General features: G+C 63.6%; 24 protein-coding genes and 1 tRNA gene. 7 read left to right on the top strand and 18 right to left on the bottom strand.

Going from position 1 to position 22,365, the window contains the following annotated elements; all coding sequences use genetic code 11:
* Window positions 1-15 precede the first annotated feature (15 nt).
* The 4 genes from cysS to ASH00_RS07220 all read right to left on the bottom strand — a co-directional run bounded on the left by cysS (window position 16) and on the right by ASH00_RS07220 (window position 3,940).
* Window positions 16-1,479, bottom strand: coding sequence for a cysteine--tRNA ligase (cysS, locus tag ASH00_RS07235; protein ID WP_056546379.1), 1,464 nt, complete (start codon window positions 1,477-1,479; stop codon window positions 16-18).
* A gap of 52 nt (window positions 1,480-1,531) precedes the next feature.
* Window positions 1,532-2,020 (bottom strand): 2-C-methyl-D-erythritol 2,4-cyclodiphosphate synthase, encoded by a 489-nt coding sequence (gene ispF, locus ASH00_RS07230; protein WP_056546377.1) that lies wholly within the window; start codon window positions 2,018-2,020, stop codon window positions 1,532-1,534.
* Entirely contained in the window at window positions 2,017-2,859 is an 843-nt protein-coding gene (gene ispD / locus ASH00_RS07225) for a 2-C-methyl-D-erythritol 4-phosphate cytidylyltransferase (protein WP_082565970.1), read from the bottom strand. Before ispD ends, ispF begins: the two co-directional genes overlap by 4 nt.
* A 598-nt stretch (window positions 2,860-3,457) precedes the next feature.
* The gene (locus ASH00_RS07220; protein ID WP_056546372.1) at window positions 3,458-3,940 is read right to left on the bottom strand and encodes a CarD family transcriptional regulator; all 483 of its coding nucleotides are present in this window, start codon (window positions 3,938-3,940) and stop codon (window positions 3,458-3,460) included.
* Window positions 3,941-4,207: 267 nt separating this feature from the next.
* Here ASH00_RS07220 and ASH00_RS07215 point away from each other — a divergent pair, with 267 nt between their 5' ends.
* On the top strand, window positions 4,208-4,738 hold the full coding sequence (locus ASH00_RS07215) for a hypothetical protein (protein ID WP_056546369.1): 531 nt from the start codon (window positions 4,208-4,210) through the stop codon (window positions 4,736-4,738).
* On the opposite strand, the gene ASH00_RS07210 is transcribed toward ASH00_RS07215, so the two are convergent.
* The gene (locus ASH00_RS07210; RefSeq protein WP_056546368.1) at window positions 4,735-5,415 is read right to left on the bottom strand and encodes a response regulator transcription factor; all 681 of its coding nucleotides are present in this window, start codon (window positions 5,413-5,415) and stop codon (window positions 4,735-4,737) included. The genes ASH00_RS07215 and ASH00_RS07210 overlap by 4 nt on opposite strands.
* Entirely contained in the window at window positions 5,412-6,638 is a 1,227-nt protein-coding gene (locus ASH00_RS07205; RefSeq protein WP_056546820.1) for a sensor histidine kinase, read from the bottom strand. Before ASH00_RS07205 ends, ASH00_RS07210 begins: the two co-directional genes overlap by 4 nt.
* Before the next feature lie 191 nt (window positions 6,639-6,829).
* Between ASH00_RS07205 and phoU the strand changes: the two genes are divergently transcribed.
* On the top strand, window positions 6,830-7,489 hold the full coding sequence (phoU, locus tag ASH00_RS07200; protein WP_056546817.1) for a phosphate signaling complex protein PhoU: 660 nt from the start codon (window positions 6,830-6,832) through the stop codon (window positions 7,487-7,489).
* Between the two features lie 56 nt (window positions 7,490-7,545).
* On the opposite strand, the gene ASH00_RS07195 is transcribed toward phoU, so the two are convergent.
* Window positions 7,546-8,301, bottom strand: coding sequence for a phosphoglyceromutase (locus ASH00_RS07195; RefSeq protein ID WP_056546365.1), 756 nt, complete (start codon window positions 8,299-8,301; stop codon window positions 7,546-7,548).
* Window positions 8,302-8,456: 155 nt separating this feature from the next.
* Here ASH00_RS07195 and ASH00_RS07190 point away from each other — a divergent pair, with 155 nt between their 5' ends.
* Window positions 8,457-9,179 carry a class I SAM-dependent methyltransferase gene (locus ASH00_RS07190; protein WP_235563215.1) on the top strand — a complete coding sequence of 241 codons (723 nt, stop codon included), beginning with the start codon at window positions 8,457-8,459 and terminating at the stop codon, window positions 9,177-9,179.
* A gap of 15 nt (window positions 9,180-9,194) precedes the next feature.
* Here ASH00_RS07190 and ASH00_RS07185 read toward each other — a convergent pair whose 3' ends face one another.
* Window positions 9,195-9,515: a DUF2516 family protein gene (locus ASH00_RS07185; RefSeq protein ID WP_056546359.1), complete on the bottom strand. Its 321-nt coding sequence runs from the start codon at window positions 9,513-9,515 to the stop codon at window positions 9,195-9,197.
* A 9-nt stretch (window positions 9,516-9,524) separates the two neighbouring features.
* Complete coding sequence (locus ASH00_RS07180; protein WP_056546356.1) at window positions 9,525-10,670, bottom strand: trans-sulfuration enzyme family protein; 1,146 nt, start codon at window positions 10,668-10,670, stop codon at window positions 9,525-9,527.
* 216 nt (window positions 10,671-10,886) lie between these two features.
* Here ASH00_RS07180 and tmk point away from each other — a divergent pair, with 216 nt between their 5' ends.
* The 4 genes from tmk (at window position 10,887) to ASH00_RS07160 (ending at window position 14,358) form a co-directional block, all read left to right on the top strand.
* On the top strand, window positions 10,887-11,501 hold the full coding sequence (gene tmk, locus ASH00_RS07175) for a dTMP kinase (RefSeq protein WP_056546353.1): 615 nt from the start codon (window positions 10,887-10,889) through the stop codon (window positions 11,499-11,501).
* Window positions 11,498-12,661 carry a DNA polymerase III subunit delta' gene (locus tag ASH00_RS07170; RefSeq protein WP_056546350.1) on the top strand — a complete coding sequence of 388 codons (1,164 nt, stop codon included), beginning with the start codon at window positions 11,498-11,500 and terminating at the stop codon, window positions 12,659-12,661. Before tmk ends, ASH00_RS07170 begins: the two co-directional genes overlap by 4 nt.
* Window positions 12,658-14,205, top strand: coding sequence for an alpha/beta hydrolase (locus ASH00_RS07165; RefSeq protein ID WP_056546347.1), 1,548 nt, complete (start codon window positions 12,658-12,660; stop codon window positions 14,203-14,205). The genes ASH00_RS07170 and ASH00_RS07165 overlap by 4 nt, the downstream gene beginning before the upstream one ends.
* 80 nt (window positions 14,206-14,285) lie before the next feature.
* Window positions 14,286-14,358: transfer RNA gene (locus tag ASH00_RS07160), tRNA-Thr, on the top strand.
* Between the two features lie 57 nt (window positions 14,359-14,415).
* Here the strand turns inward: ASH00_RS07160 and ASH00_RS07155 are convergent.
* The 9 genes from ASH00_RS07155 to ASH00_RS07115 form a co-directional block, all read right to left on the bottom strand.
* Entirely contained in the window at window positions 14,416-15,645 is a 1,230-nt protein-coding gene (locus ASH00_RS07155; RefSeq protein WP_157359023.1) for an MFS transporter, read from the bottom strand.
* 41 nt (window positions 15,646-15,686) lie between these two features.
* Complete coding sequence (locus ASH00_RS07150; protein ID WP_056546341.1) at window positions 15,687-16,241, bottom strand: TetR/AcrR family transcriptional regulator; 555 nt, start codon at window positions 16,239-16,241, stop codon at window positions 15,687-15,689.
* A 4-nt stretch (window positions 16,242-16,245) separates the two neighbouring features.
* On the bottom strand, window positions 16,246-16,824 hold the full coding sequence (locus ASH00_RS07145; RefSeq protein WP_056546338.1) for a sugar O-acetyltransferase: 579 nt from the start codon (window positions 16,822-16,824) through the stop codon (window positions 16,246-16,248).
* 47 nt (window positions 16,825-16,871) lie between these two features.
* Window positions 16,872-18,812, bottom strand: coding sequence for an amylosucrase (locus ASH00_RS07140; RefSeq protein ID WP_082565924.1), 1,941 nt, complete (start codon window positions 18,810-18,812; stop codon window positions 16,872-16,874).
* Between the two features lie 18 nt (window positions 18,813-18,830).
* Window positions 18,831-19,877 (bottom strand): lactonase family protein, encoded by a 1,047-nt coding sequence (locus ASH00_RS07135; protein WP_056546335.1) that lies wholly within the window; start codon window positions 19,875-19,877, stop codon window positions 18,831-18,833.
* 129 nt (window positions 19,878-20,006) lie between these two features.
* Complete coding sequence (locus tag ASH00_RS07130; RefSeq protein WP_056546333.1) at window positions 20,007-20,846, bottom strand: aldo/keto reductase; 840 nt, start codon at window positions 20,844-20,846, stop codon at window positions 20,007-20,009.
* An 88-nt stretch (window positions 20,847-20,934) separates the two neighbouring features.
* Window positions 20,935-21,393, bottom strand: coding sequence for a hypothetical protein (locus ASH00_RS07125; RefSeq protein WP_056546330.1), 459 nt, complete (start codon window positions 21,391-21,393; stop codon window positions 20,935-20,937).
* A 6-nt stretch (window positions 21,394-21,399) separates the two neighbouring features.
* On the bottom strand, window positions 21,400-22,038 hold the full coding sequence (locus ASH00_RS07120) for a bacterial proteasome activator family protein (protein ID WP_082565923.1): 639 nt from the start codon (window positions 22,036-22,038) through the stop codon (window positions 21,400-21,402).
* A 38-nt stretch (window positions 22,039-22,076) separates the two neighbouring features.
* The gene (locus ASH00_RS07115; protein WP_056546327.1) at window positions 22,077-22,331 is read right to left on the bottom strand and encodes a hypothetical protein; all 255 of its coding nucleotides are present in this window, start codon (window positions 22,329-22,331) and stop codon (window positions 22,077-22,079) included.
* Window positions 22,332-22,365 lie beyond the last annotated feature (34 nt).

Genomic DNA, 22,365 nt, shown 5'->3' with positions numbered 1-22,365 from the left:
CGATTTTCGGGACCGTCAGTCGCGGGAAAGGCTCCAGCGCGCACCGTCCGGAGAGTCCTCGACCACGACGCCGGCTCCCGCCAGTGCGTCCCGGATGGCATCCGCCCGGGCCCAATCCCTGGCTGCGCGGGCTGAGGCGCGTTCGCTGAGCTGCGATCGGATCAGGGCGTCGAGGGCTCCGTGTTCCGGGCTCTCCCGGTTCCCTTCGGCCGACCTCGCATCATCAAGCCCCAGCGCAGCGGTCATGGCGGTGACTGCGGCTGCTGCCCGGGCCGAGCCGTCATCGTCCTTGTGTGCCAGCGCCGAGTTGCCGGCACGCACCGTCTCGTGGAGGACAGCGAGTGCGCGGGGAACATTCAGATCCTCGTCCATGGCCTCGGTAAAGGCCTCCGGTAGGTCCTGCCACTGCGGAGCGCCCCCCGCGTCACCCGACTTTGCTGTACCCGCCTTTGCAAGGAACCCGTCAATGCGTTCGACGGCGGCAGCAGCCTCCTGGAGCGACGTGGGCCGGTAGTCGAGAACGGAGCGGTAATGCGCCTGGCCCAGGTAGTAGCGGACTACCCTGGCGTCGGCGAGCTGCAGCATCTCATCCGGGCTGATGGTGTTACCCACCGACTTGGACATTTTCTCGCCCTCGTAGGTCACCATCCCGTTATGCATCCAGAACCGGGCGAACGCATGTCCAGCGGCCTGCGACTGCGCCATCTCGTTCTCGTGATGGGGGAAGCGCAGGTCCAGGCCGCCGCCATGGATGTCGAACTCGGCACCAAGGTACTTTGTCACCATCGCGGAGCACTCAAGATGCCAGCCGGGGCGGCCCGGCCCCCACGGGCTGGGCCACGCCGCGGTCTCCGGTTCCCCCTCTTTCCAACCCTTCCAGAGGGCGAAGTCGCGGGGGTCCTTCTTGCGGCTGCTGAACTGCACTTCGACATCCGGCGCGGCCTGCATGTCATCTACGTCCTGGTTGGTCAGGCTGCCATAGGCCGGCCAGGACCGCACATCGAAGTAGACGTCACCCGAGCCGTCCGCAGCCGGGTAGGCATGGCCGCGGTCGATGAGTTGCTGAATGAGCTGGTGCATTTCCGGGATGTGCCCGGTGGCGCGGGGTTCATAGGTGGGCCGCTGCACCCCGAGGGTGTCATACGCCTTGAGGAACTCCTGCTCGTAGCGGTAGGCCAGGGCCCACCACTCTTCGTTGGGCACAGCGTCCGGATCTGCGGGCGCTTCCTCGAAGGAGGCTTTGGACTTGGCAAGGATTTTATCGTCGATGTCCGTGACGTTCCGGACCACGGTCACCACGTACCCCCGGATACGCAGCCAGCGGGTGAGCTGATCGAAGGCGATTGCGGAACGGACGTGCCCCACATGCGGCATCCCCTGGACGGTGGCACCGCAATAGTAGACCCGCGCTTCCCCGGGATGTACCGGTGTGAACTTGCGGACTTCTGCCGTTGCGGTGTCATAGAATCTCAGGCTCACCGATCCAGACTACCGAATCGGGCTGCCCCGGCCGGCAGCCGCCCGCGAAGTGTCAGAGCTGAACGACGACGGCGGTGGCGATCGCCGCGATTCCCTCACCACGGCCGGTGAAACCCAGTCCATCGCTGGTGGTTGCCGAGACGGTAACCGATGCTCCGATCGCTGCGGAGAGGAGCTTCTCTGCTTCCAGCCGGCGCGGCGTGAACCGCGGACGGTTCCCGACCAGCTGGACGGCCACATTGCCGATTTCGAAGCCTGCCTCGCGAACAATCCGGGCGGCTTCCGTCAGGAGCAGGACGCCGGAGGCACCGGCATATTCGGGACGGTCGGTGCCGAAGTTGGTGCCGAGGTCGCCTGTTCCTGAGGCAGAGAACAGGGCATCGGCTGCTGCGTGCGCAACGGCGTCGCCGTCGGAATGGCCGGCCAGCCCGCGCTCGCCCGGCCATTGAAGCCCGGCCAGCCACAGCGTGCGCGGCTGGTCCTCGGGCGCAAAGGCATGGACGTCGATGCCGATACCGGTGCGTGGAAGATTAGCGCTCACTGCTGCTCCCCTGCGTGTTCGCGAGCCCGGCGCACAAGCGCTTCGGCGAGCATCAGATCAAGGGGCGTAGTGACCTTGAAGGCCTCGGGGTGGCCCTCAACTACACGAACAGGCACTCCGAGTGACTCGACTAGCATCGCGTCGTCGGTGATGTCGGCATCGCTGGTTTCCGAATGCACACGCCGCAGGAGCTCCAGAGTAAATCCCTGCGGCGTTTGGATCGCCCGCAGTCCGGCGCGAGCTGGAGTAGCCGCAACACAGCCGTCACTCACGCTCTTGATGGTGTCAGCTACCGCGACACCCGGAGTGACCGCTTCTGCGCCGTCCATGAGCGTCTGCAACACACGCCGGAATACTTCTGGTGGCGTCAGTGCGCGAGCCGCGTCATGAACTAGCACGTACCGGACCGTTGAAGGGAGGGTGGATAAGCCCGCTCGCACTGATGCCTGACGTGTCACGCCCCCCTCAACTACGGTCACCGATGGCCCGCCGGAGTGATCAACTACTGCCCGCAAAGTATCGTCGCCAGGCGGGAGAACAACGCACACGTGGGCATCAATTCGAGATGCCAGACATGCTCGGAGGGCGTGCTCCAAGATGGTGGCGTCGCCGATACGCACTTGCGCTTTGGGAACGCCCATTCCGAGGCGGCTACCGGAACCAGCCGCAACAAGAACAATGGCTTGCTTAGGATTCACCACTAACCAGACGATACGCCAATAGTTTACCAAGCGCGCGGAGCGTATGCTTGTGTGCTCGCTTGACCATAGGTCGGAACCAATTCTGGGTTCTTTTGGCCCAAATCGGATGTTAAATGGCGTTGCAGTTCCAGCATTCATAGGTTTGATGAAGGTGGGCGTACTGCCCGCCATGATTACTGGAGGGGAATTTCCACATGCTTACAGAATTGTGGCGGCGGTGTTGGGCATAGTCGACGAGTGCTGCTGCCCAATCTTGGTCCACAGCAAACCAATCGATCGTTAATCAGGCCCAGGCAAGTCTTTCCTCTGGGGACCTTCCATCACAAGCCGACCTTGCAGAGTTCGACTTCTCAAACGCGACTGTGGCGTTCGATGGGGAGTTCAAAGTGGTGTCGATCCCTCTCGCGGGCTATGGGCAGTACAGCAACTTCACCGTCGGATACGACACGCAGGGGAACGTCGTCTCAACCAGCGAAGGACATTTCACTTCTCAGAGCCCGGTCTCCGGCACGGCAAAGATATGGACAAACAACGAACTCGTTGTGAATGATTCCTTCTCCGCTAGCGGAGTGTCAGGTTGGGTTGGCACCGCGAGCTATCTCGACGAGCGCGAACTTGAGAAAATAAGCACTGCTGCTCGCAAGGATCCTCGCTCACGATTGTGTGCGAAGGCCCCTTGGAGCATCAGCCCGGCCATAAGAAAAGGACCGCAGCTATGCGGTCCTTTTCCTTACTGCTAGGAAGCGAGTACCTCGTCGAGTACTGTAGCTGCCTTCTCTTCGTCCGTTTTCTCCGCCAGAGCCAGCTCGGAGATAAGGATCTGGCGAGCCTTCGCCAGCATCCGCTTCTCACCGGCAGACAACCCGCGATCGTGATCCCGCCGCCAGAGATCCCGAACTACTTCGGCAACCTTGATCACGTCTCCCGATGCGAGCTTCTCCAGGTTGGCCTTATAGCGGCGCGACCAGTTGGTGGGCTCTTCGGTGAATTCAGCGCGGAGTACGTCGAAAACGTGCTCAAGGCCTTCCTTACCTACGACGTCACGAACCCCGACGAGGTCAACGTTCTCTGCTGGAACTTCAATGGTCAGATCACCCTGCGCCACTTTGAGCTTGAGATACATCTTCTCTTCGCCCTTGATAACGCGCATCTTGATCTCTTCGATCTTCGCTGCGCCGTGGTGAGGGTAAACAACTGTTTCGCCAACCTCAAAAACCATGTGGATAATCCCCTTTCCCGCAGATCAGTTTATCACGGAAACGACACGCCGATGACGCGTTTTCGCAGGTCAGCGGGGACAAGAGCGACCAATTGGCTATCATTCCGCTCTTGACGCAGAGCAAAATTGGTGCTTGCGAGGGTGCCTTCACCGGTTACCGGCGCCTACTGAACTCCGTTGAAATCCAACAATTACCCTCATTGCCGATAGGCTGTTCACTAGTGTTGTCCGTCGGTCCGCGCGACCATACCCACAGGAGTTAGTGCCGTGAACAGTGCCCCGAAGAAACGAGTACAGCTGGCAGCTGCCGGAACCGCTGTACTGGCTCTCCTTGGAGCAACCGGCTGTTCCGCAGTGAATGAGCAGGCCACCACCATCGAGTATTCCGCCTCGGACGGAATCGTGGACCGCGTGGGCCCCGTGCTTCTGCGCAACATCCTCATCATCACGTCGGATGAGGGCGAGCCGGGAACCCTGCTGGGCACTCTCTTCAACGAGTCAGACTCCCCTGTCCAGGTAACGATTGACGGCGAGAATGAAAACTCGCAGGTCACCATCGACGCAAACGGCAAGTATGTCTTCGAAGACGAAGTGGGCGACGACGGCATTCTGGAAGGCATCAGCGAGATTCCTGGAGCGCTGGTTGACCTCGAATTCACCGTGAACTCCGAGAGCGAGAGTATCCGGGTGCCGGTCCTCGACGGAACGCTCGAGGAGTACCGCGAGTTTGTTCCCGGCGGTTACACCCCGCCGCCCACCCCCATCGAAGAAGTTGTTGAAGAAGAGGAAGAGCTTTAGGGCTCGTACTTGTAGCCCAGCCCCCGCACCGTCACGAGGTGCCGGGGGCTTGACGGATCCGGTTCAATCTTCCCTCGCAGACGCTTGACATGGACGTCGAGGGTCTTGGTGTCCCCCACATAGTCCGAGCCCCACACCCTGTCAATGAGCTGCCCGCGGGTCAGCACACGCCCGGAATTACGCAGCAGCATCTCGAGCAGCTCAAACTCCTTCAACGGCAGCGAAACCTGCTCCCCGCTGACGCTCACAACGTGGCGCTCCACATCCATGCGGACCGGCCCCGCCGCGACAGTGCTTGAAACCAACTCTTCCGGCTCACCCTGCCTGCGCAGCACAGCGCGCACCCTGGCCACCAGCTCCCGTGATGAGTAGGGCTTGGTGACGTAATCATCGGCACCCAGTTCGAGTCCCACAACCTTGTCAATCTCTGAGTCCTTGGCGGTCAGCATGATGACCGGGACGCTTGAGCGCTGCCGCAGCTGGCGGCATACTTCCGTACCGGAAAGGCCCGGCAGCTGGAGGTCGAGGAGGACCAGGTCCGCGCCCCCGCGGTCGAACTCGGTCAGCGCATCAAGCCCGTTGTCCACGACGACGGCGTCAAAGCCCTCCTTGCCCAGCAGGTAGGACAGGGGGTCGCTGAAGGATTCTTCGTCTTCAACGATCAGGATGCGGCTCACGCTTTCACTCCTTGATTCTGGACACTGCTGCCCTTGTCATTGCCGGCACTTTCGTGCCTGCTCTCCTGCACCGCGCCCGCGGTGACACTCGCCGCCGGCCCGGCGCCGTCGTCGTCGGCTGTTTCCATCTCCGGCAGACGGACGGTGAACGTGCTGCCCTGGCCCTGCTGCGACCACACCGTCACTTCACCGCCGTGATTCGACACCACATGCTTTACGATGCTCAGCCCCAGGCCCGTGCCGCCGGTCTGCCTTGAACGCGCCGCGTCGATGCGGTAGAAGCGCTCGAAGATCCGCTCCTGCTCCTCGGGAGTAATGCCCAGGCCCTGGTCCGTAACGGAAATCTGCGCCAGCCCGTCGCGTGAGCGCAGCCCAACACCCACCCTGGTTCCATCCGGCGAATAGCGAATGGCATTGTCGATCAGATTCCGGAAGGCGGTCATGAGAAGGTCCGGGTCTCCGTAGACCGGTGCGTCGATCTTTCCGCCGACCACGATGTCCATCTGCTTGCTCTCGGCGGGAAGCTTGTTGCGGTCCACTGCTTCGGCAATCACCGCGTTGATATTGACGGCTTTGCCGCGGCGGACGACGTCGGTTCCCTGGAGCCGTGAAAGCTCGATGATGTCCTGGACCAGGGCTGAGAGCCTGCCTGATTCCTTATGCATCCGCTGGGCGAACCTGCGGACGGCCACCTCATCGGAGGCTGCATCATCAAGGGCTTCGGCGAGGAGGGAGATAGCGCCGACGGGTGTCTTCAGTTCATGGGATACGTTCGCGACGAAGTCATTGCGGATCTCCTCGGTGCGGGTGATCTCGGTGCGGTCGTCCGCGAGGATGAGGATGTATTCCTCGCCGAGGGCCGCGATGCGGGCATGCACAATGATGGTGCCCTGCCCCAGCGGGCCGCGCGGCAGTTCCAGCTGGCGCTCCTCGATGACTCCGTCCCGGCGCACCCGTGCGGTGAGGTCAAGGAGTTCGCTGTGCACGATCGTGTGGCCGCGGACGAGACCGAAAGCGTACGCCGCAGGACTGGCGCGGACAACGCCGTCGATCCCGTCGACGATGACATACGCGCGGCCCACGACGGAAAGGACATCAGCAGCCCCTTTGGGGAGCACCGGCTCGTCACTATCAAGGCGGGCACGGCGTTGCGCCTCGCTGGCCCGGAACGCCAGCATGCCGGCCACGCCGATGGCGAGACCGACCAGCCCGGCCACGAGCATCAGCAGTACAGGATCCACGGATCCAGCTTAGGCCGTGAATGCGCCTACCCCTGCTGATCCGGTGGCTTTGGACCGGTGGTTCAACTAACGTTCACCTAAAGATGCGTAACAGTTAAGGGGCAGCTGAAAACGTGCTGAACAGGACTGCGCATCTGCGCCCGTTCAGCACCTCAAAGGGAAAGGACGCCCACGTGCGTAAGGTTTTTCAGGCGGAGCTTCACCAAATCGGCGAAGAACTCATCGAGATCTCGAAGCTGGTTTCGGAGGCCATGCAGAAGGCCACCACAGCGTTCGAGGCAGCGGATACAGAGCTTGCACAGGAAGTCATCGCCGCGGATGCACGCATCGACTTCCTGCAGAACGACCTCGACGAGCGCGCGATTGACGTACTCGCCCTCCAGGGACCGGTTGCAAGTGACCTGCGCATGATTGTGGGCGCCCTGCGGATGAGTGCGTCGCTTGAGCGGATGGGTGATCTCGCCCGGCACATCGCGCAACTGGCCCGCCTGCGCTTCCCGGAGAATGTGATTCCAGAGAGCATCCGGCCCACCTTCGTTGAGCTGGCGCAGCTCGACATTGCGATTGCCAACAAGGTCACCGAGTTGCTCGAAACGCGCAACCTCGAGCTGAGCCTCGAGATCAACACCCACAACGCGCGGATCAACGAGCTGCACGCGGGCGTCTTCAAGGCGGTTGCCGCTGCTGACTGGAATGCGTCCGCTCCTACCACCGTGGATGTCACCCTTGCCAGCCGGTACTTCGAGCGTTTCGCCGACCACGGCATCTCCGTTGCGCGTAAGGGTGTGGGGGCAACAACCGGGTCGATGGTCCGGTCTTCATCGGGACGGTAATCTTTGTCCGTGCTCATGCCACCTCCTCCGCCGTCGTCTAAATGTCGGTCTGGCTGCTAGTGCTTGGCCTTGCCCTGGTTGGCGACCGCTTCAATTGCGGCAGCGGCGGCGTCGGCGTCAAGGTAGGTACCGCCGGCCTTGACCGGCTTGAGGTCCTCATCCAGTTCATACACCAGCGGGATGCCGGTGGGGATGTTGAGGGAGGCGATGTCCTCGTCACTGATGCCGTCGAGGTGCTTGACGAGGGCACGGAGGGAATTGCCGTGGGCGGCGATAAGGACGGTCTTGCCGGCCTTGATGTCAACGCTGATGTCCGATTCCCAGTACGGCAGGAACCGCTCGAGGACGTCCTTCAGGCACTCCGTGCGCGGAAGGTCGTCGCCGAGGTCCGCGTAACGGGGGTCATTGGCCTGGGAGTACTCGCTCGAATCGTCGAGCGGCGGCGGTGGCGTGTCATAAGAACGGCGCCACTCCATGAACTGCTCCTCGCCGAACTCGGCGAGCGTCTGGGCCTTGTCCTTGCCCTGCAGGGCACCGTAGTGGCGCTCATTGAGGCGCCAGTTGCGCTTGACGTCGATCCAGGTGCGGTCAGCCGCCTCCAGCGCGAGGTTGGCGGTGATGGTGGCCCGCTTCTGGCGAGAGGTATACACGATGTCCGGCAGGAGGCCATGCTCCACCAGGAGCTCACCGCCGCGGACGGCCTCCTTGCGGCCCAGTTCCGTCAGCGCCACGTCCACCCAGCCCGTGAAAAGGTTCTTTTCATTCCACTCGCTCTGGCCATGGCGCAGCAGGATCAGTTTGTAAGAAGTCATGGATCCAGTCTGCCGTATTTGGCCAGCTGGAGCACATGATGCGCTGCGGCAGGCGGTTTCATTACCCGTAACCTTGAACGGTGCCGATACGACAGCCCGCGAAGCCCGTTGGGGCGATCACACGCGGCACAACCAACCCGAACCGCCTTCGGCGCATGGACCGCTGGCTGGCCGGCCCGCAGGCGTGGCGCATCCGGACAGCGGAGGATCCGCTCGTGGTTGACCTCGGTTACGGCGCGACACCGGTCACGGCTGTTGAACTCTTCACCCGCTTGCGTGCGGTGAGGGATGACGTTCAGGTGGTCGGTGTGGAGATCGATCCCGGGCGCGTCCGCGCTGCGCTTCCGCTTGAGCGGCCGGGTTTGAGCTTCGTCCAGGGCGGGTTCGAGTTGCCGTTGCAGGGCCGGCGTCCCGTGGTTGTCCGAGCGTTCAACGTGTTGCGCCAGTACGGCGAGGATGAGTACCTGGTGCATTGGGACCGGGTACGGAACCGGCTGTCGGAGAACGGGCTCTTCATTGACGGGACCTGCGACGAAATTGGGCGCCGGTCCACCTGGGCGGCGATCAGCGTGGATGGCCCGATGTCGCTGAGCATCTCGTTGCGGTTCGGCGGATTCGGGGTGCCCTCCGATGTGGCCGAGCGTCTGCCAAAGGCCCTGATCCACCGGAACGTTCCCGGTGAACGCGTGTTCGACTACCTGCAGGCGCTCGACCGCGCGTGGCTCGACGCGGCGCCCCTCGGCTCCTTCGGAAACCGGCAGCGCTGGCTGGGGATGTGCTCGGCGATGTCCGACGCCGGATGGCCGCTTCTCGACGGCCCGTCACGGTGGCGTCTGGGCGAGATTACTGTTGCCTGGGACGCGGTTGCTCCTCAGTGAAACTGAGGGTTGGGCCTACCAGGGGCCGTACGGCCCGCTCCCCTGGACCTCGCTCACCGCAGGCTTCACGTCAGCGAGGTACACGCAGGCGGCAATAATCGCAACGAGCTGCAGAAGTCCGAACAGGCCGAAACCGCCGAAGTACGCGGTGAGCGCCCCGATCGCTGCAGAGCCAGCAGTCAGGCCGAGCCAGAAACTCTTGGTGCGCTTGAACGTGGCCTCGAAGGAGGCTGGCTTGCGCCGGGCACAATCGACCAGGGCCCACAGTTCAATGGCGAGCGCGAGGTAGCCGAGAACACGAAAGAGCCACAACTCGGTCAGCAGCACAATTTCCACGGATTCAGCCTACCGGGTATTCGCCGCTGAGGAGAGTGCCGCATTCAGGTCTGCCCAGAGATCCTCAACGTTCTCAATGCCGACGGACAGCCGGACCAGCGCCTCAGGCACCGTTTTGGGCTCACCGGGCTGGCGCCGTCGTCGTTCAACCAGCGATTCAACGCCGCCCAGCGAGGTGGCGGGGAGCCACAGGCGGACCGCTTCGACCAGCGCGTCAGCGGCTTCTCTGCTGCCCAGTTCGATACTGATGATGCCGCCGTAGCCCTTGAGCTGTGCGGTGGCGCGCTCGTGGCCGGGATCGTTGGGCAGCCCCGGGTAGCGAACCCGTTGGACGGCGGCATGCTGCTCGAGTCTGACGGCCAGTTCCAGCGCATTGGCCTGGCTGCGTTCCATCCGGAGCGCGAGTGTGCGTAGACCGCGGAGGGCCAGCCACACTTCGAACGGCCCCGCGATGGCACCGTGAAGTGTCCGGTAGGAGGTCAGTTGGGCGCGCAGCTCAGGATCCGACGTAACCAGTGCGCCGAGGACGACGTCGGAATGGCCGGCCAGATACTTGGTGACGGAGTGAAGGACGACGTCGGCACCGTAGTCCAGCGGCCGGCACACCAGCGGTGTGTTGAAGGTGTTATCAACGACGACGACGGCGCCCGCTGCGTGGGCAGCTTCCGTCAGCACCGCGGTCTCCGCGACCTCGAGCATCGGGTTGGTGGGGCTTTCGAGCCACAGCATGTCCGCGCCGTCGAGCTGTGACAGGACCGGCTCGGTGTCAGCAATGTCGACCTGCCTGACCGTGAGGCGGCCGCGGGCTTCCTCTGCGAGCGCGAGCGAAACAGACCCACCGTACGCGTGGCGGGGAATGACCACTACTCCCCCGGTGGGCACGAGGGAGAGCGCTGCGGCTGCGGCACCAAGTCCGGAGGCGAAGGCGAGCGCCGGAAGCGCGGCACCTTCCAGCTGCCCGAGGGCTTCCTCGAAGGGATCCCAGGTGGGATTGGACATGCGCGCGTAGATGCGGTCGGACCCGGTGGGCGGCGCGGTTTCGTGGAAGGTCGATGACAGCACAATGGGCGGGTTGACCGGGGAATCGTGCTCACGGGGCGGGCGGCCTGCGGCCACAGTGAGGGTATCCGGGGCAAGGTCCGCGTGCTGGGTCATTGCATCAGGTTAAGTTGCTGAATGATGCGGGCGGTAATTCAGCGCCGCCCATGACGCGCGCTGAAGATAGCCGGTTGAACTATCAACTCTGAGTTGGCAGTTGCCCGGCACGGCCGGTGGATCGATTCTATGTGTTCTCCACAGGCGGCGCGGGCTTTCGGGCTGAGTCGGTAGGCTGATCCAGTGACATCCCAGACTTCCCGCCCTACCCGCGGCATGTTCATTGCCTTCGAGGGCGGAGACAGCGCCGGCAAGTCCACGCAGGCCGCGCGCTTGGCGGAGTCCCTTCAGGCTGACGGCCAAACGGTGGTGCGTACACGGGAGCCCGGTGGTACCGAAATCGGCGAGAAGCTGCGTTCCCTGGTGCTTGATCACGGGCACGGGCACATCGACGCGCGGACGGAAGCACTGATATTCGCCGCTTCGCGTGCCGCCCACGTGCATCAGGTGATCCTGCCGGCCCTGGAGCGCGGCGACGTCGTCATCTGTGACAGATACATCGACTCCTCCGTGGCCTACCAGGGAGTGGGCCGCGGTCTCGGAGCGGACAGCGTGCTGGAGATCAATCTGTGGGCGGTGGAGGGGCTCCGGCCGGATCTGACGGTATTGCTCGATGTTGACCACGTGGAAGGCCGCAGCCGCCGAACCTCCACAGCGGCGCAGGAAGACCGCATGGAATCGGAGCCGGACTCATTCCACCGGCAGATCCGGGCGGCTTTCCGGGACCAGTCGGCGTTGAATCCGGAGGCGTATCTGGTGCTGAACGCGTCGGATCCCGTTGATGAGCTGGCAGCGATAATCGCGAGCGCCGTGCGGGAGCGTCTGGCATGAGCGTCTGGACCTTCCTGACCGGTCAGGCTGCAGCCGTGGAGCAGTTGCGCCGTGCCGCAGCCGCTGAGCAGCCCAACCACGCATGGCTGTTCACCGGGCCACCCGGCTCCGGGCGCTCCAACGCCGCACGGGCTTTCGCCGCTGCGCTGCTCTGCGACCGCCCGCTGCTGGAGGAGCGCGGTTGCGGGGAGTGCAAAGCCTGCACGACGGCGTTGGCCGGCTCGCATGCGGACGTCACCAATGTGACCACCGAGAAGGTCACCATCAGCATCGATGAAGCCCGCGAGCTGGTGCGGAAGGCGCAGGACAAGCCGTCAACGGGCCGCTGGCGCGTCATCATCGTTGAAGATGCCGACCGCATGCAGGAGCGCAGCACAAACGTTCTTTTGAAGGCCATCGAGGAACCACCCCCGCGCACGATCTGGCTTTTGTGCGCACCAAGTCCCGGAGACGTGCTGGTGACCATTCGCTCTCGCTGCCGCTCAGTCAGCCTGCGCGTTCCGCCCGTGGACGCTGTCACAGACCTGCTGGTGCGGCGTGACGGTATCGACCCGATCATCGCCGAAGCTGCGGCCCGCGCCGCCCAGAGCCACATTGGAGTGGCGAAGCGCCTTGCTACGGACAGCGATGCCCGCGAGCGGCGCAACCAGATAGTGCGGCTACCCCTCAACCTGCGCAACATTGCCGGTGCCATGAGGGCAGCTGCGGATCTCGTGAAGCTCGCTGAAGCCGAGGCGCAGAGCTCCTTCGAGCAACGCGACGCCGAGGAGAAGGCCGCGCTGCTGGTCTCCCTCGGTGCGCCCGAATCCGGCACTCTCCCGCCTGCTATCCGTGCGCAGGTCAAGCGGCTGGAGGACGATCAGAACCGGCGGGCCAAGCGCTCCAAGAACGACTACTTCGACCGCGCGCTGACCGATCTCACCTCGTTCTACCGTGACGTCCTCATGCTGCAGCTCGGCACCTCCGGATACCTGGTGAACGAGCCGTTGCGGCCTGAGCTTGAGCGCTACGCCGAACACGGCACGCCGGAGGAGACCCTGGGGCGCATTGAGGCCATCAACAAAGTGCGCACGCGGATCGTTGGAACAAATGTTGCCCCCCTGCTGGCCATCGAAGCGATGGCCGTCAGCCTGCTCCCAGAGAAGGAACTTTCCGCGTGACCCACTCCCAACCCGCGCGCCGCTCACCGCTGCATGCGCTGGCAGGTGCTGCCGCCGTCGTCGTTGCTCTGGTGCTTTCCGGGTGCACCGCCGGCCCGGAGACAGGTGCGACGACGGCACAGGCGGAGGTTATCGGTGAGGTCCCGGAAGACCTCCGGGAGTTCTACTCGCAGGAAGTTGTCTGGGAGGAGTGTGAGGAGGATTTCGCCTGTGCCACAGTCGAGGTTCCTCTTGATTACAGCGATCCGGGACGGGAATCGATCGAGGTTGCGGCTATCCGGCTGGATGCGTCCGGCGACGCCCAGGGCTCTCTCCTGGTCAATCCGGGAGGACCGGGAGCCTCCGGCTATAACCTGGTCCGCGACTCCGCTGAGTTCATCCTCAGCGATCGGCTGCGCCAGTCCTACGACGTGATTGGGTTTGACCCCCGCGGGGTCAACCGGTCTTCTGCGGTGAAATGCCTGACGGATGAGGAACGCGACGAGGCCCGGACCGAGACGATTCCGGCGGATGCCACCGATGCGGAGGCCCTCGAGATCCTCGAAGCGGACTCAGCGGAGTACGCCGAACTGTGCGCCGAGCGCACCGGTGAGTTGCTGGGCTACATCGACACCGTGAGCGCCGCGAAGGACATGGACATCCTGCGGGCCCTTGTCGGTGAGGAACAGCTCGACTATCTCGGGTTTTCCTACGGTACCCAGCTAGGCGCTGCGTACGCGGAACTGTTCCCCGACAATGTCGGGCGATTTGTGCTCGATGGCGCCGTAGACCCTTCCCTGAGCTCGGCGGAGATCACAGCCGGGCAGGTCGCGGCGTTCGATGAGGCGCTGCGCAGTTACGTCGCAGACTGCCAATCGCAGAGCGAGTGCCCGCTTCCCGGTGATGTTGACGAGGGTGTGGCTGTTGTGGATGCGTTGTTCGAGTCCGTTGAGGAGAGCCCCATGACGGCTGCCGACGGGCGGCTGGTCACCATCGGGACGTTCTTCCAGGGCTTCGTGCTTCCGCTGTATGACAGTGCCAGCTGGCCGGCCCTGACCGCCGCGATCGATCAGGCGCTGCAGGGTGACCCCACGGAGTTCCTCCGCTTCGCTGACCTTGGCGCGGAGCGCGAGCCCGACGGCGATTACCTCACCAACGCGTCCGCGGCCTTCACCGCGGTGACGTGCCTCGACTACCCCATGCCGGCCGACCCAGCGGTCATGGAGCAACAGGCGGAAGCGCTCGAAGCCTCATCCGCGGTCTTCGGTGAATACCTGAGCTACGGTGCGCTCGCCTGCAAGGAGTGGGCGCACCAACCGGTGCTCGAGCCCTCCCCCGCGAGCGCACCGGACGCGCCGCCGATGCTCGTGATCGGAACCACGGGAGATCCAGCGACACCCTACGAGTGGTCACTGGCCCTTGCGGACCAGCTGGAATCCGCGGTGCATGTGACCTGGGAGGGGCAGGGGCATACCGCCTACGGCCGCTCCGGCGAATGCATCGAGTCTCTCGTGGATGATTTTCTGATCGACGGCACCGTGCCGGACGACGGCGTTCGCTGCTGATTTTGACCGGTGAGCTTATGCTCTTATACAGTTATTCCTTGTGGAATGAGCCTTTGCAATAGCGAAGTTCACCCGCATCAGCCTCCTTAGCTCAGTCGGTAGAGCGTCTCACTCGTAATGAGAAGGTCGCCAGTTCGACTCTGGCAGGAGGCTCTTTTTGTGCCCTCTTTCTGCGGCAGCCCCATGAATGACCGGGGCTGCCCGCCCGCGTCAGGACCGGTGGCGCTCCGCGCGCTCCGAGGACAGTACCCCGGCCAGCAGGATGACCAGCAGCCCTGCGAACGGCACCACCAGGAGTCCTACGCGCAGGCTCAGAGAGTCAGCGATCAGGCCGACGACGGGCGGTGAGACCAGGAAGCCCACCCGCATGAGCCAGCTGATCACGGTCAGACCGGTTCCGGGCCGCAGTCCGCGCAGTTCGTCGGCGCCGTGCATAGCGGCGGGAACCAGCGTGGCAACACCAAAGCCCGCGAGGCCGAACCCGATGATCGTTCCGGCGACGGATGGGAAGGCGAGGGCCGCTCCCATACCGAGGAAAACGATCACGCCGCCCGCCCGGGCAACAGCGCGTTGCCCAAAGCGGTCCACGAGCCCGTCGCCCAGCAGTCGCCCGATGAACTGTGCGCCCACCATCGCCACAAAACCGAGGGCAGCGATGCTGACGCTGGCGTCCAACTGCCCCGAGAGGTAGACCGCCGCCCATGTGCTGCCGGCATCCTCGACCAGCGTCCCGCCTACCGCGATGAGCACCAGCGCAGCAAGTGTGAGGTAGGGGCCGGTCCGCCGCATCTTGGGGGCGCTGGCGTGGACATCAGGGCCTGGAGACACCACCGTCCGCTCGACAGGTTCCGGGCCGGCCAGAAGGAACCGGTAGGCAATGAACACCGCGGCAACGCAGAGTGCGCCGGTGACTGAGAGGTGGATTCCGCGCGGTACATCGAGTGCAACCGCCAACCCTCCCATGAGCCCACCGGCCACAGCTCCGATCGACCAGACGGCATGGAAGGAGTTGAGGATGGACCGGCCGTACAACCGCTGGACCCGCAAACCATGTGAGTTCTGAGCCACGTCGGTCACCGCATCCATTGCACCGGCGAAGAACATCGCACCCGCCAGGGCAACCCAGGTCGGTGAAACACCGGCGATCAATACCCCAACCGCAACGAACAGCGTCCCGGCCACCGCCACTCTGGAGGAACGAAACCGGCGGATCAGGGTTGCCGCGGCCAACCCGGCAATCAGGGCGCCCAGCGGAAACGATGCGATAGCCAGCCCGTACTCCGCGTTACTGAGGCCAAGGTCCCGCTTGATCTCCGGATAGCGCGGCAGGAGGTTGGCGAAGATGGCGCCGTTGGTGAAGAACAGCACCGCCACGGCGATCCGTGCGTTTCGCGCGTCCCGTGGAACAGCTACGCGCTGCTCGGTGGTCATTGAGCTCATGAGCGTCTTTCTCGAGATGGTTCTGGTGATCGGGGGCACGTTCAGCGCACGGGCGCCTCGGTGAGGAAGCGGCGAACCGCCCGTTCGGTGCCTGCCCGGGAGCGGGGCTGCTGGTCAAGGCTCACGTGGATGAACAACCCTTCAATCAGCGCATCCACCTCGAATGCCGCGGTAGCGTCCATGTGCCGCTCAAGGACGGCCCGGCTCTGCTCCATCCAGTCGTGGGTGATCCGCCGGAAGTCCGGCTTTCGCGCAGCCAGCGTGTACAGCTCGAGGGTGAGGACCACATCCTCGGGACTCTCGCTGAGGTCGTGATGCACAAGATCGGCAATCGCAGCCACCAGCTGGTCGGTGCCGGAGACAGCTGCCAAGCGGTCAGCAAAACGCCGGGCGATGCGCTTGGCGTAGCGCGTGAAAGCCTCGCGGAGCAGCTCATCCATGTCTGCGAAGTGGTACGTCATGGACCCAAGCGGTACATCGGCATGCTTCGCCACCTTGCGGTGCGTGGTGCCCGCTACGCCATGTTCGGCGATGGTGGCCAATGCGCTGTCGATGATCCGGTCCCGCCGCTCCGGATCATGCCTTCGCTGGCTCATGCGGTCAGATCTTCCGAATCACGCGGGCAGGATTCCCCACGGCGACGACATTCGCCGGAACATCCTTCGTGACGACGGCGCCGGCACCAATGACGCTGTTCTCACCAATCGTCACTCCCGGCAGCACAATAGCCCCGCCACCGAGCCATACATTGTCCCCGATAGTGATGGGAAGGGCCGCTTCGAGCTTGTCGCGACGCGGCTGCGCCTCGACCGGATGAGTGGGAGTCAACAGCTGAACGCTCGGGCCGATCTGGCAGTCCCGGCCGATGACAATGGGAGCGACGTCAAGCGCGGTGAAGTTGCAGTTGATGAAGGTACCGGCGCCGATGGTGATATACGTGCCATAGTCCACGGCGAGCGGCGGCCGAATGTGGGCACCTTCGCCAAGCTGGCCAATGAGGGATTCGAGGATCGGCCGCGCGGAATCGACGTCCTGGGCGTACGCCTCGTTGTAGTCGTGGGCCAGCTTGACTGCCCTTTGGTGGCCGGCAGCGAGGTCGGGATCGTCGGCGATGTACAGATCACCGGAGAGCATCCGCTCCTTGTTCGTTCTGGAATCACCCTCGAAATAGTTCTGCATGCGTACAAGCGTACACATTATGGGTACATTCGTACACATTGCGGTTGTCAGGACGCGCGAGCAACCCGGAGCCACAGGAAGCTTCGTGGAGCGAGCTGGACTCCTGAGCCAAGCCCAACGTGCTCACCGGTGACCAGGTTTCTGCTGCCGGTGGGGTTGAAGCCCGACAATGTCTCGGCCGAGATCGTCTGGCAATCATCAGCGAAATTCGCCAGCACAAGCACCACTGTCGTATCACCCGGCCTCTGGTACCCGAGCACGTGCCGGTTCCCGGTGAAAAAATCGATCAGGCGGGTTCCGGCGAACTCAGGGGTGGCGGCCCGGACCGACAGGAGCTCTGCGAGCCCCGAATACAAGGTGCCCTCCGGCGTCGTCGAATCGGCTCTCCGCGCGTAGCTCTCCGCGGGATAGCGCGGCCGGTGGACCCAACGGCTATCGTCCTCATGTCCGGCTTCCCCGGCATAGGCGTAATCGTTCTCCTGCGCCACTTCGTCTCCCAGGTAGATCAGCGGAACACCACCCGTGCTCAGGATGATCGAATGCGCAAGCATAATTCGCTCAACAGCAGCGGACTGTTCCTGCTCCATACCCAAAAGCGACGCCGTCGTACCTGAAATCCGGCAGTCTCCGGTCTTGGGGTTGTCCTGGAAGGGAACACCGTGGGCGAAGCTGCCCGCGAAGCGGTTGACGTAGAAGGAGTTGAGGAACCGACGGTGTTCAAACCCGTTGATCCCGAGCTCGGCGGCGTCCTCGTCGGCGAAAGTCCACCCGATGTCATCGTGGCTCCGAACGTAATTCACCCAGGACGTACCGTCCGGCAGGTTGTGCCGCCGCTCCAGCGCCTGCGAAAGCAGCGAGACGTCCCGGGTAGCCATCGAATCCCAGATCAACGCCATCTGCAGGGGATTGTAGGAGAGCTGACACTCTCCCGGAGCGATGTACTCGGCCACCTGATCCGGGTGCACGATAGCCTCGGACTTGAAGAGCAACGACGGCGCCGCCAGCCGGCAGACAGCGTTGAAGGCCTGCAGGAGGAGGTGAGCCTGCGGCAGGTTCTCGCATGAGGTGCCAAGTTCTTTCCAGATGAACGCGACGGCGTCCATACGCAGGATGCCAATGCCCTGGTTGGCCAGGAAGAGCATCTCCTCAGCCATTGCGCGGAACACGTCAGGATTCGAGTAGTTCAGGTCCCACTGATAGCTATGGAAGGTCGACCAGACCCAGCGGCCATCATCGAGTTGGACGAAGGAACCTGGGTGGTCGTCCGGGAAGATTTCCCTCACGTTCGCCTCGAACGCGTCCGGCATGGTGCGGTCGGGGAAGATCCAGTAGTAGTTGCTGTAGTGGGGATCTCCCTGGGCTGCCTTGCGCGCCCAGTCGTGCTCGTTGGCGGTGTGGTTGAAGATGAAATCGACCACGAGGCTGATGCCAACACTCCGGAGCTCCGCAGCCAGTTCGCGGAGCTCCGCCATTGTGCCCAGATTCGGATTGACCTGACGGTAGCTGGAAACTGCATAGCCGCCGTCGGAATGCGGTTCCGGGGCCTGGAACAGCGGCATCAGATGCAGGTAGGTGAGACCCAACTCCTTGAAGTACGGGATGCGCTTGCGCACGCCATCAAGGTTCCCGGCATACCTGTCGACGTAGCAGACCCCTCCCAGCATCTCCTCGGACAGGAACCACGTGGGTTCCCGCTCCTGCTGTTCGTCAATCAGCTTCAGCTCGGGCGTGCGGGATGCCCAGGATCGTGCGGTCAGGAGCACCAACCGGGTGAGCTGGTCCAGCCAGTCATCCCTGTCCCCGTAGAGCGACTCGAAGAGCCGGTACAGCACCGGAAAATGGGTATCGAAGCGACGGTTGTAGTCGACCCAGCTCGGCCCGTCCAGCTCAGCATCCGAGCGCACAACGTCCCGAACCTGCGTGAACACGCTGTCCAGATTCTGATTATCCATGAGCACCTCTTCAGCCGCGGGCAGTTTCGCGTCCATCCTTCCAGACCCAACCTTTCAGGCGCCGTGGATGACGCAGGCGGGAACCGGCAGCCCGAGGGAATACACCTGCTCAGCGTGACCAACGCCGTCCACGCGCAGCACATCGAGCGTTGACGAGTACTGGTTCGCCGCCACAATGAAGTCCGCGCCATCATCACTGGTGGGTACCACCGCGAAATGCCGCGGCCACGCGCCGCCGGTCGGTGTGTCCGAGAGATGCCTGAGCGCCTGGCCGTCTTCCACCGCAAACACGGCCAGGACATCGGGCCCTCTGGTTGCTGCATACAGTAGGTTTCGTGTGGCCGGGGAAACTCCGACATCGATATGCGAGGGCTGGCTCGGCTGCCCGGATGGCACCGGCGTTGCGAGCGCGGCCACGCTCGAGAGGATCGATCCACTCCCGTCAGAGGCCAGAACATGCAGGCGGGAGTCCAGTTCACCGACAACGACGACGGCGCCGCCCGGCAGCGCTGCCTGGTGCCGTGGGCCTGTGGCCGGCGGCAGCACGGCCGCAAGGCCGTCCGGCCCGGACACAGTGAATCGACGGATCTCATCAGTTCCGAGGTCACTTACCCAGACGGACCCGTCGCCGGTGTCATGAACAAAGTGGGCGTGGGGCCCTTCCTGCCGTTCACTGTTGGGTCCCGAACCGGAGTTCCGGTACACGGCAGGCATTCCCGTCGGCTCGCCGTCGGCGTTCAGGTCCAGGCGGCTGACCACGCCATCACCGTAGTTGGCAACCCACAGTGCGTCGTTGAAGGCGAGGAGGTGACACGGGAACGAGCCACCGGTCGGCACTGTGGCTTGAAGTAACAGATTTTCGCCCTGCACGCTGAACGCGCTCACTTGGCCCTGCTCTGTCTCCTGGACTGCATAAAGCATGTTTCCGGAAGGGTGGAGTGCGAGGAAAGATGGCGCCGTCGTCGTCGTGATGAGGTGATCGCCGCTCAGTGCGCCGCTGCGCCGGTCCAGGGTTACACGCCAGATGCCTTCACCGGATCCCGGCTCGGCGCCGTCGCTCGCGTAGGTCCCGATCAGAAGGTTCACAATGTCGCTGTCCATGGGCACTATTCTTCTCACAAAACGGTGCAGGCACTGCATGCGTTGAAGGCAACGCATGCAGTGCCTGCACTAGTTTGAATGACCTACCGCCGCGGCGATCGAGTCATTCGGGTCAACCGAGGGAAACGATCAGGCGAAGTCAGCCGTTGCGGGATTGGCGCCGATACGGCCGCTCTCACCCTTGTCGAGGCCGTTAATTGCCTCAATGTCCTCTTCGCTCAGCGAGACCTCGAGCGCACCCCAGTTTTCGATGATGCGCGACTCCGTCACCGACTTCGGGATGACAACGAGCCCAAGTGCGAGGTGCCACGCAATCACAACCTGCGCCGGAGTGGCGCCCAACTTTTCTGCGATACCGGCGAGCACCGGATCCTCAAGCAGGCCCTTGCCGGAACCGAGCGGGGACCAGGACTCGTGGAGGATTCCCTTGTCCGCCTCGAAGGCGCGCAGTTCGGCCTGATTCAGGTACGGGTGGGTCTCGACCTGGTTGATTGCCGGCACGACGCTGGTTGCGTCAATGATTTCCTGCAGTGCTTCGACCGTGAAGTTGGAGACACCGATTGAATGGACGCGGCCGCGCTTCTGCAGTTCAACGAGCGCCTTCCACGTGTCCACATACTTGCCCTGCTTCGGCTGGAGCCAATGAATCAGGTAGAGGTCGAGTGTTTCGAGGCCCAGCCGCTGCATGGACTCCTCGAATGCCTGGAGGGTGCTCTCATACCCCTGATCGGCGTTCCACAGCTTGGTGGTGATGAACAGTTCCTCGGGGCTGAGACCCGAGGCTTCAATCGCGCGGCCCACGCCTGCTTCATTGCCGTAGATCTTCGCGGTGTCGATGTGCCGGTAGCCGGCCTTGAAAGCGCGTCCGACGACGTCCTCTGCCGTTGCGTCATCGACCTGCCACACGCCGTAACCCAACTGGGGAATGGTGCGGCCGTCGTTGAACGTCAGGTTTGGTGAGGTACTCATGTATCCCTTTCGGTGACTGTTTGCTCTTGTCGAATGGTGGCAACCTCCACCCGACGGCAAGTATTCCGACAGGTTGCTCTTGACGTAGCTATTGACCGGGAACTGACAGCAAGCGTTCAGCTTCGATGACGTCCTCAGCGACTACTTCCGCCCGGCGCCGGACGTTCTCCAGTCCGGCTGACGCGATACCCCACCGTTCGCCGTCCAGGCGGGCCATCGCGGCCGCCTCCGCTGTGGTTGCCAGGGCGTTGCCCGCGCGGGACAGAGCACGGTGTACCTGAAGAAGGGCCCCGGGGATGTCCAGCCCCTCGCTCGGATGTTGAGCCTGCGCGGTGACGCAGCACTCGCGCACGCGCGGCAGCAATTGGGCAAGCTGATTGGCGAAACCCGCCAACTCGTTATAGACGGCGTCATCCTCAACGCCCTCAAGAATCTGGTGGTACCGGTCAAGCCCGCGCCGAAAGCGGTCATGCGCGCGCCGCCACACTCCCGTACCGAGCTCCGCGTCATCCTTGCGGCCCTGTCGGGCCGCCGCAAAAAGTGCCACGCGCGTCTAGAGGTACTGGCCCGGACCGTGGGTGTCCGGAACCTGGGGGGAACCGGGCCGCACTCCGGGAGCACGTTTCGGTTCACCGTCATCGCCGACCACCACGCCCGGGGCAATGACGGTGCCGGGCGGCAGTTGCTTCAACTGCAGTTGCGCGGCCAGCTGCTGATTGGCCATCTGCTGAGCGGCGAGCGCGGTTTGGATACCGTGGAAGAGACCCTCCAGCCATCCGACCAGCTGTGCCTGTGCAACGCGCAGTTCGGCATCGGTTGGGACAGAGTCTTCCGTGAACGGAAGGTTGATCCGCTGCAGTTCCTCGACCAGTTCCGGTGCGAGTCCGTCCTCGAGCTCACGCACGGACCGCTCATGGATTTCGGCCAGTCGGCTGCGCCCGGCGTCATCCAAGGGAGCGCTGCGCACCTCCTCGAGCAACTGCTTGAGCATGGTACCGATGCGCATGACCTTGGCGGGCTCGTCCACCAGTTCAGTCAGTTTGGTGCCCTGCGTCTTTTCACTGCGGGAGCCGCCGTCGTCGTTCTGTTCCGGAAGACCACGCCCCGCGTCCAGCTCTCCGGACAGGACCGGGCTCTCTTTCGACGCATGCTCGGGAGTGCCGTTGTGGTGCTCGGGCTGCTGTTCGGTCATAGCAACATGCTCTCATGCGGCACGTATGCCGAAGCGTGTCAGTCGGCCTCGTCCCGGTGCGCAAGCTCCTCCTCGCGGCCCTCCTTGTACTCGCCCCCGGGGCTCACGCCCGGAACACGCTGGCCTGCGTTGAGCTGCCCGGAAGTGAAGTGACTTTCGGAGAATTCGGGGCCGCCATCATTCTCATCGGACGGAACGTTGACGTCTTCACGCAGGTGCTCGTCCTCGGATTCAGCGCCCGGTCCGGACGCGCCGATGTCTTCACGAAGGTGTTCTGGAAGGTTCTCAGTCATCACCCCAGCAAACCACGCGCAGTTCGCGGGCGCC

Origin of the sequence: Arthrobacter sp. Soil782, from assembly GCF_001428435.1 — a bacterium.
Taxonomy (GTDB): domain Bacteria; phylum Actinomycetota; class Actinomycetes; order Actinomycetales; family Micrococcaceae; genus Arthrobacter_D; species Arthrobacter_D parietis.
This window is presented reverse-complemented; position numbering and strand designations above follow the sequence as displayed.

What these genes read in the sequence shown, in the direction of transcription:
- ispD (WP_082565970.1), bottom strand. Translation starts at nt 2,859, where the DNA reads ATGAATGCTGGAACTGCAACGCCATTTAACATCCGATTTGGGCCAAAA.
- ASH00_RS07220 (WP_056546372.1), bottom strand. Translation starts at nt 3,940, where the DNA reads ATGGTTTTTGAGGTTGGCGAAACAGTTGTTTACCCTCACCACGGCGCA.
- ASH00_RS07205 (WP_056546820.1), bottom strand. Translation starts at nt 6,638, where the DNA reads ATGCTCGTGGCCGGGCTGGTCGGTCTCGCCATCGGCGTGGCCGGCATG.
- ASH00_RS07195 (WP_056546365.1), bottom strand. Translation starts at nt 8,301, where the DNA reads ATGACTTCTTACAAACTGATCCTGCTGCGCCATGGCCAGAGCGAGTGG.
- ASH00_RS07190 (WP_235563215.1), top strand. Translation starts at nt 8,457, where the DNA reads ATGGACCGCTGGCTGGCCGGCCCGCAGGCGTGGCGCATCCGGACAGCG.
- ASH00_RS07180 (WP_056546356.1), bottom strand. Translation starts at nt 10,670, where the DNA reads ATGACCCAGCACGCGGACCTTGCCCCGGATACCCTCACTGTGGCCGCA.
- tmk (WP_056546353.1), top strand. Translation starts at nt 10,887, where the DNA reads ATGTTCATTGCCTTCGAGGGCGGAGACAGCGCCGGCAAGTCCACGCAG.
- ASH00_RS07170 (WP_056546350.1), top strand. Translation starts at nt 11,498, where the DNA reads ATGAGCGTCTGGACCTTCCTGACCGGTCAGGCTGCAGCCGTGGAGCAG.
- ASH00_RS07155 (WP_157359023.1), bottom strand. Translation starts at nt 15,645, where the DNA reads ATGAGCTCAATGACCACCGAGCAGCGCGTAGCTGTTCCACGGGACGCG.
- ASH00_RS07150 (WP_056546341.1), bottom strand. Translation starts at nt 16,241, where the DNA reads ATGAGCCAGCGAAGGCATGATCCGGAGCGGCGGGACCGGATCATCGAC.
- ASH00_RS07145 (WP_056546338.1), bottom strand. Translation starts at nt 16,824, where the DNA reads ATGCAGAACTATTTCGAGGGTGATTCCAGAACGAACAAGGAGCGGATG.
- ASH00_RS07140 (WP_082565924.1), bottom strand. Translation starts at nt 18,812, where the DNA reads ATGGACGCGAAACTGCCCGCGGCTGAAGAGGTGCTCATGGATAATCAG.
- ASH00_RS07135 (WP_056546335.1), bottom strand. Translation starts at nt 19,877, where the DNA reads ATGGACAGCGACATTGTGAACCTTCTGATCGGGACCTACGCGAGCGAC.
- ASH00_RS07130 (WP_056546333.1), bottom strand. Translation starts at nt 20,846, where the DNA reads ATGAGTACCTCACCAAACCTGACGTTCAACGACGGCCGCACCATTCCC.
- ASH00_RS07120 (WP_082565923.1), bottom strand. Translation starts at nt 22,038, where the DNA reads ATGACCGAACAGCAGCCCGAGCACCACAACGGCACTCCCGAGCATGCG.
- ASH00_RS07115 (WP_056546327.1), bottom strand. Translation starts at nt 22,331, where the DNA reads ATGACTGAGAACCTTCCAGAACACCTTCGTGAAGACATCGGCGCGTCC.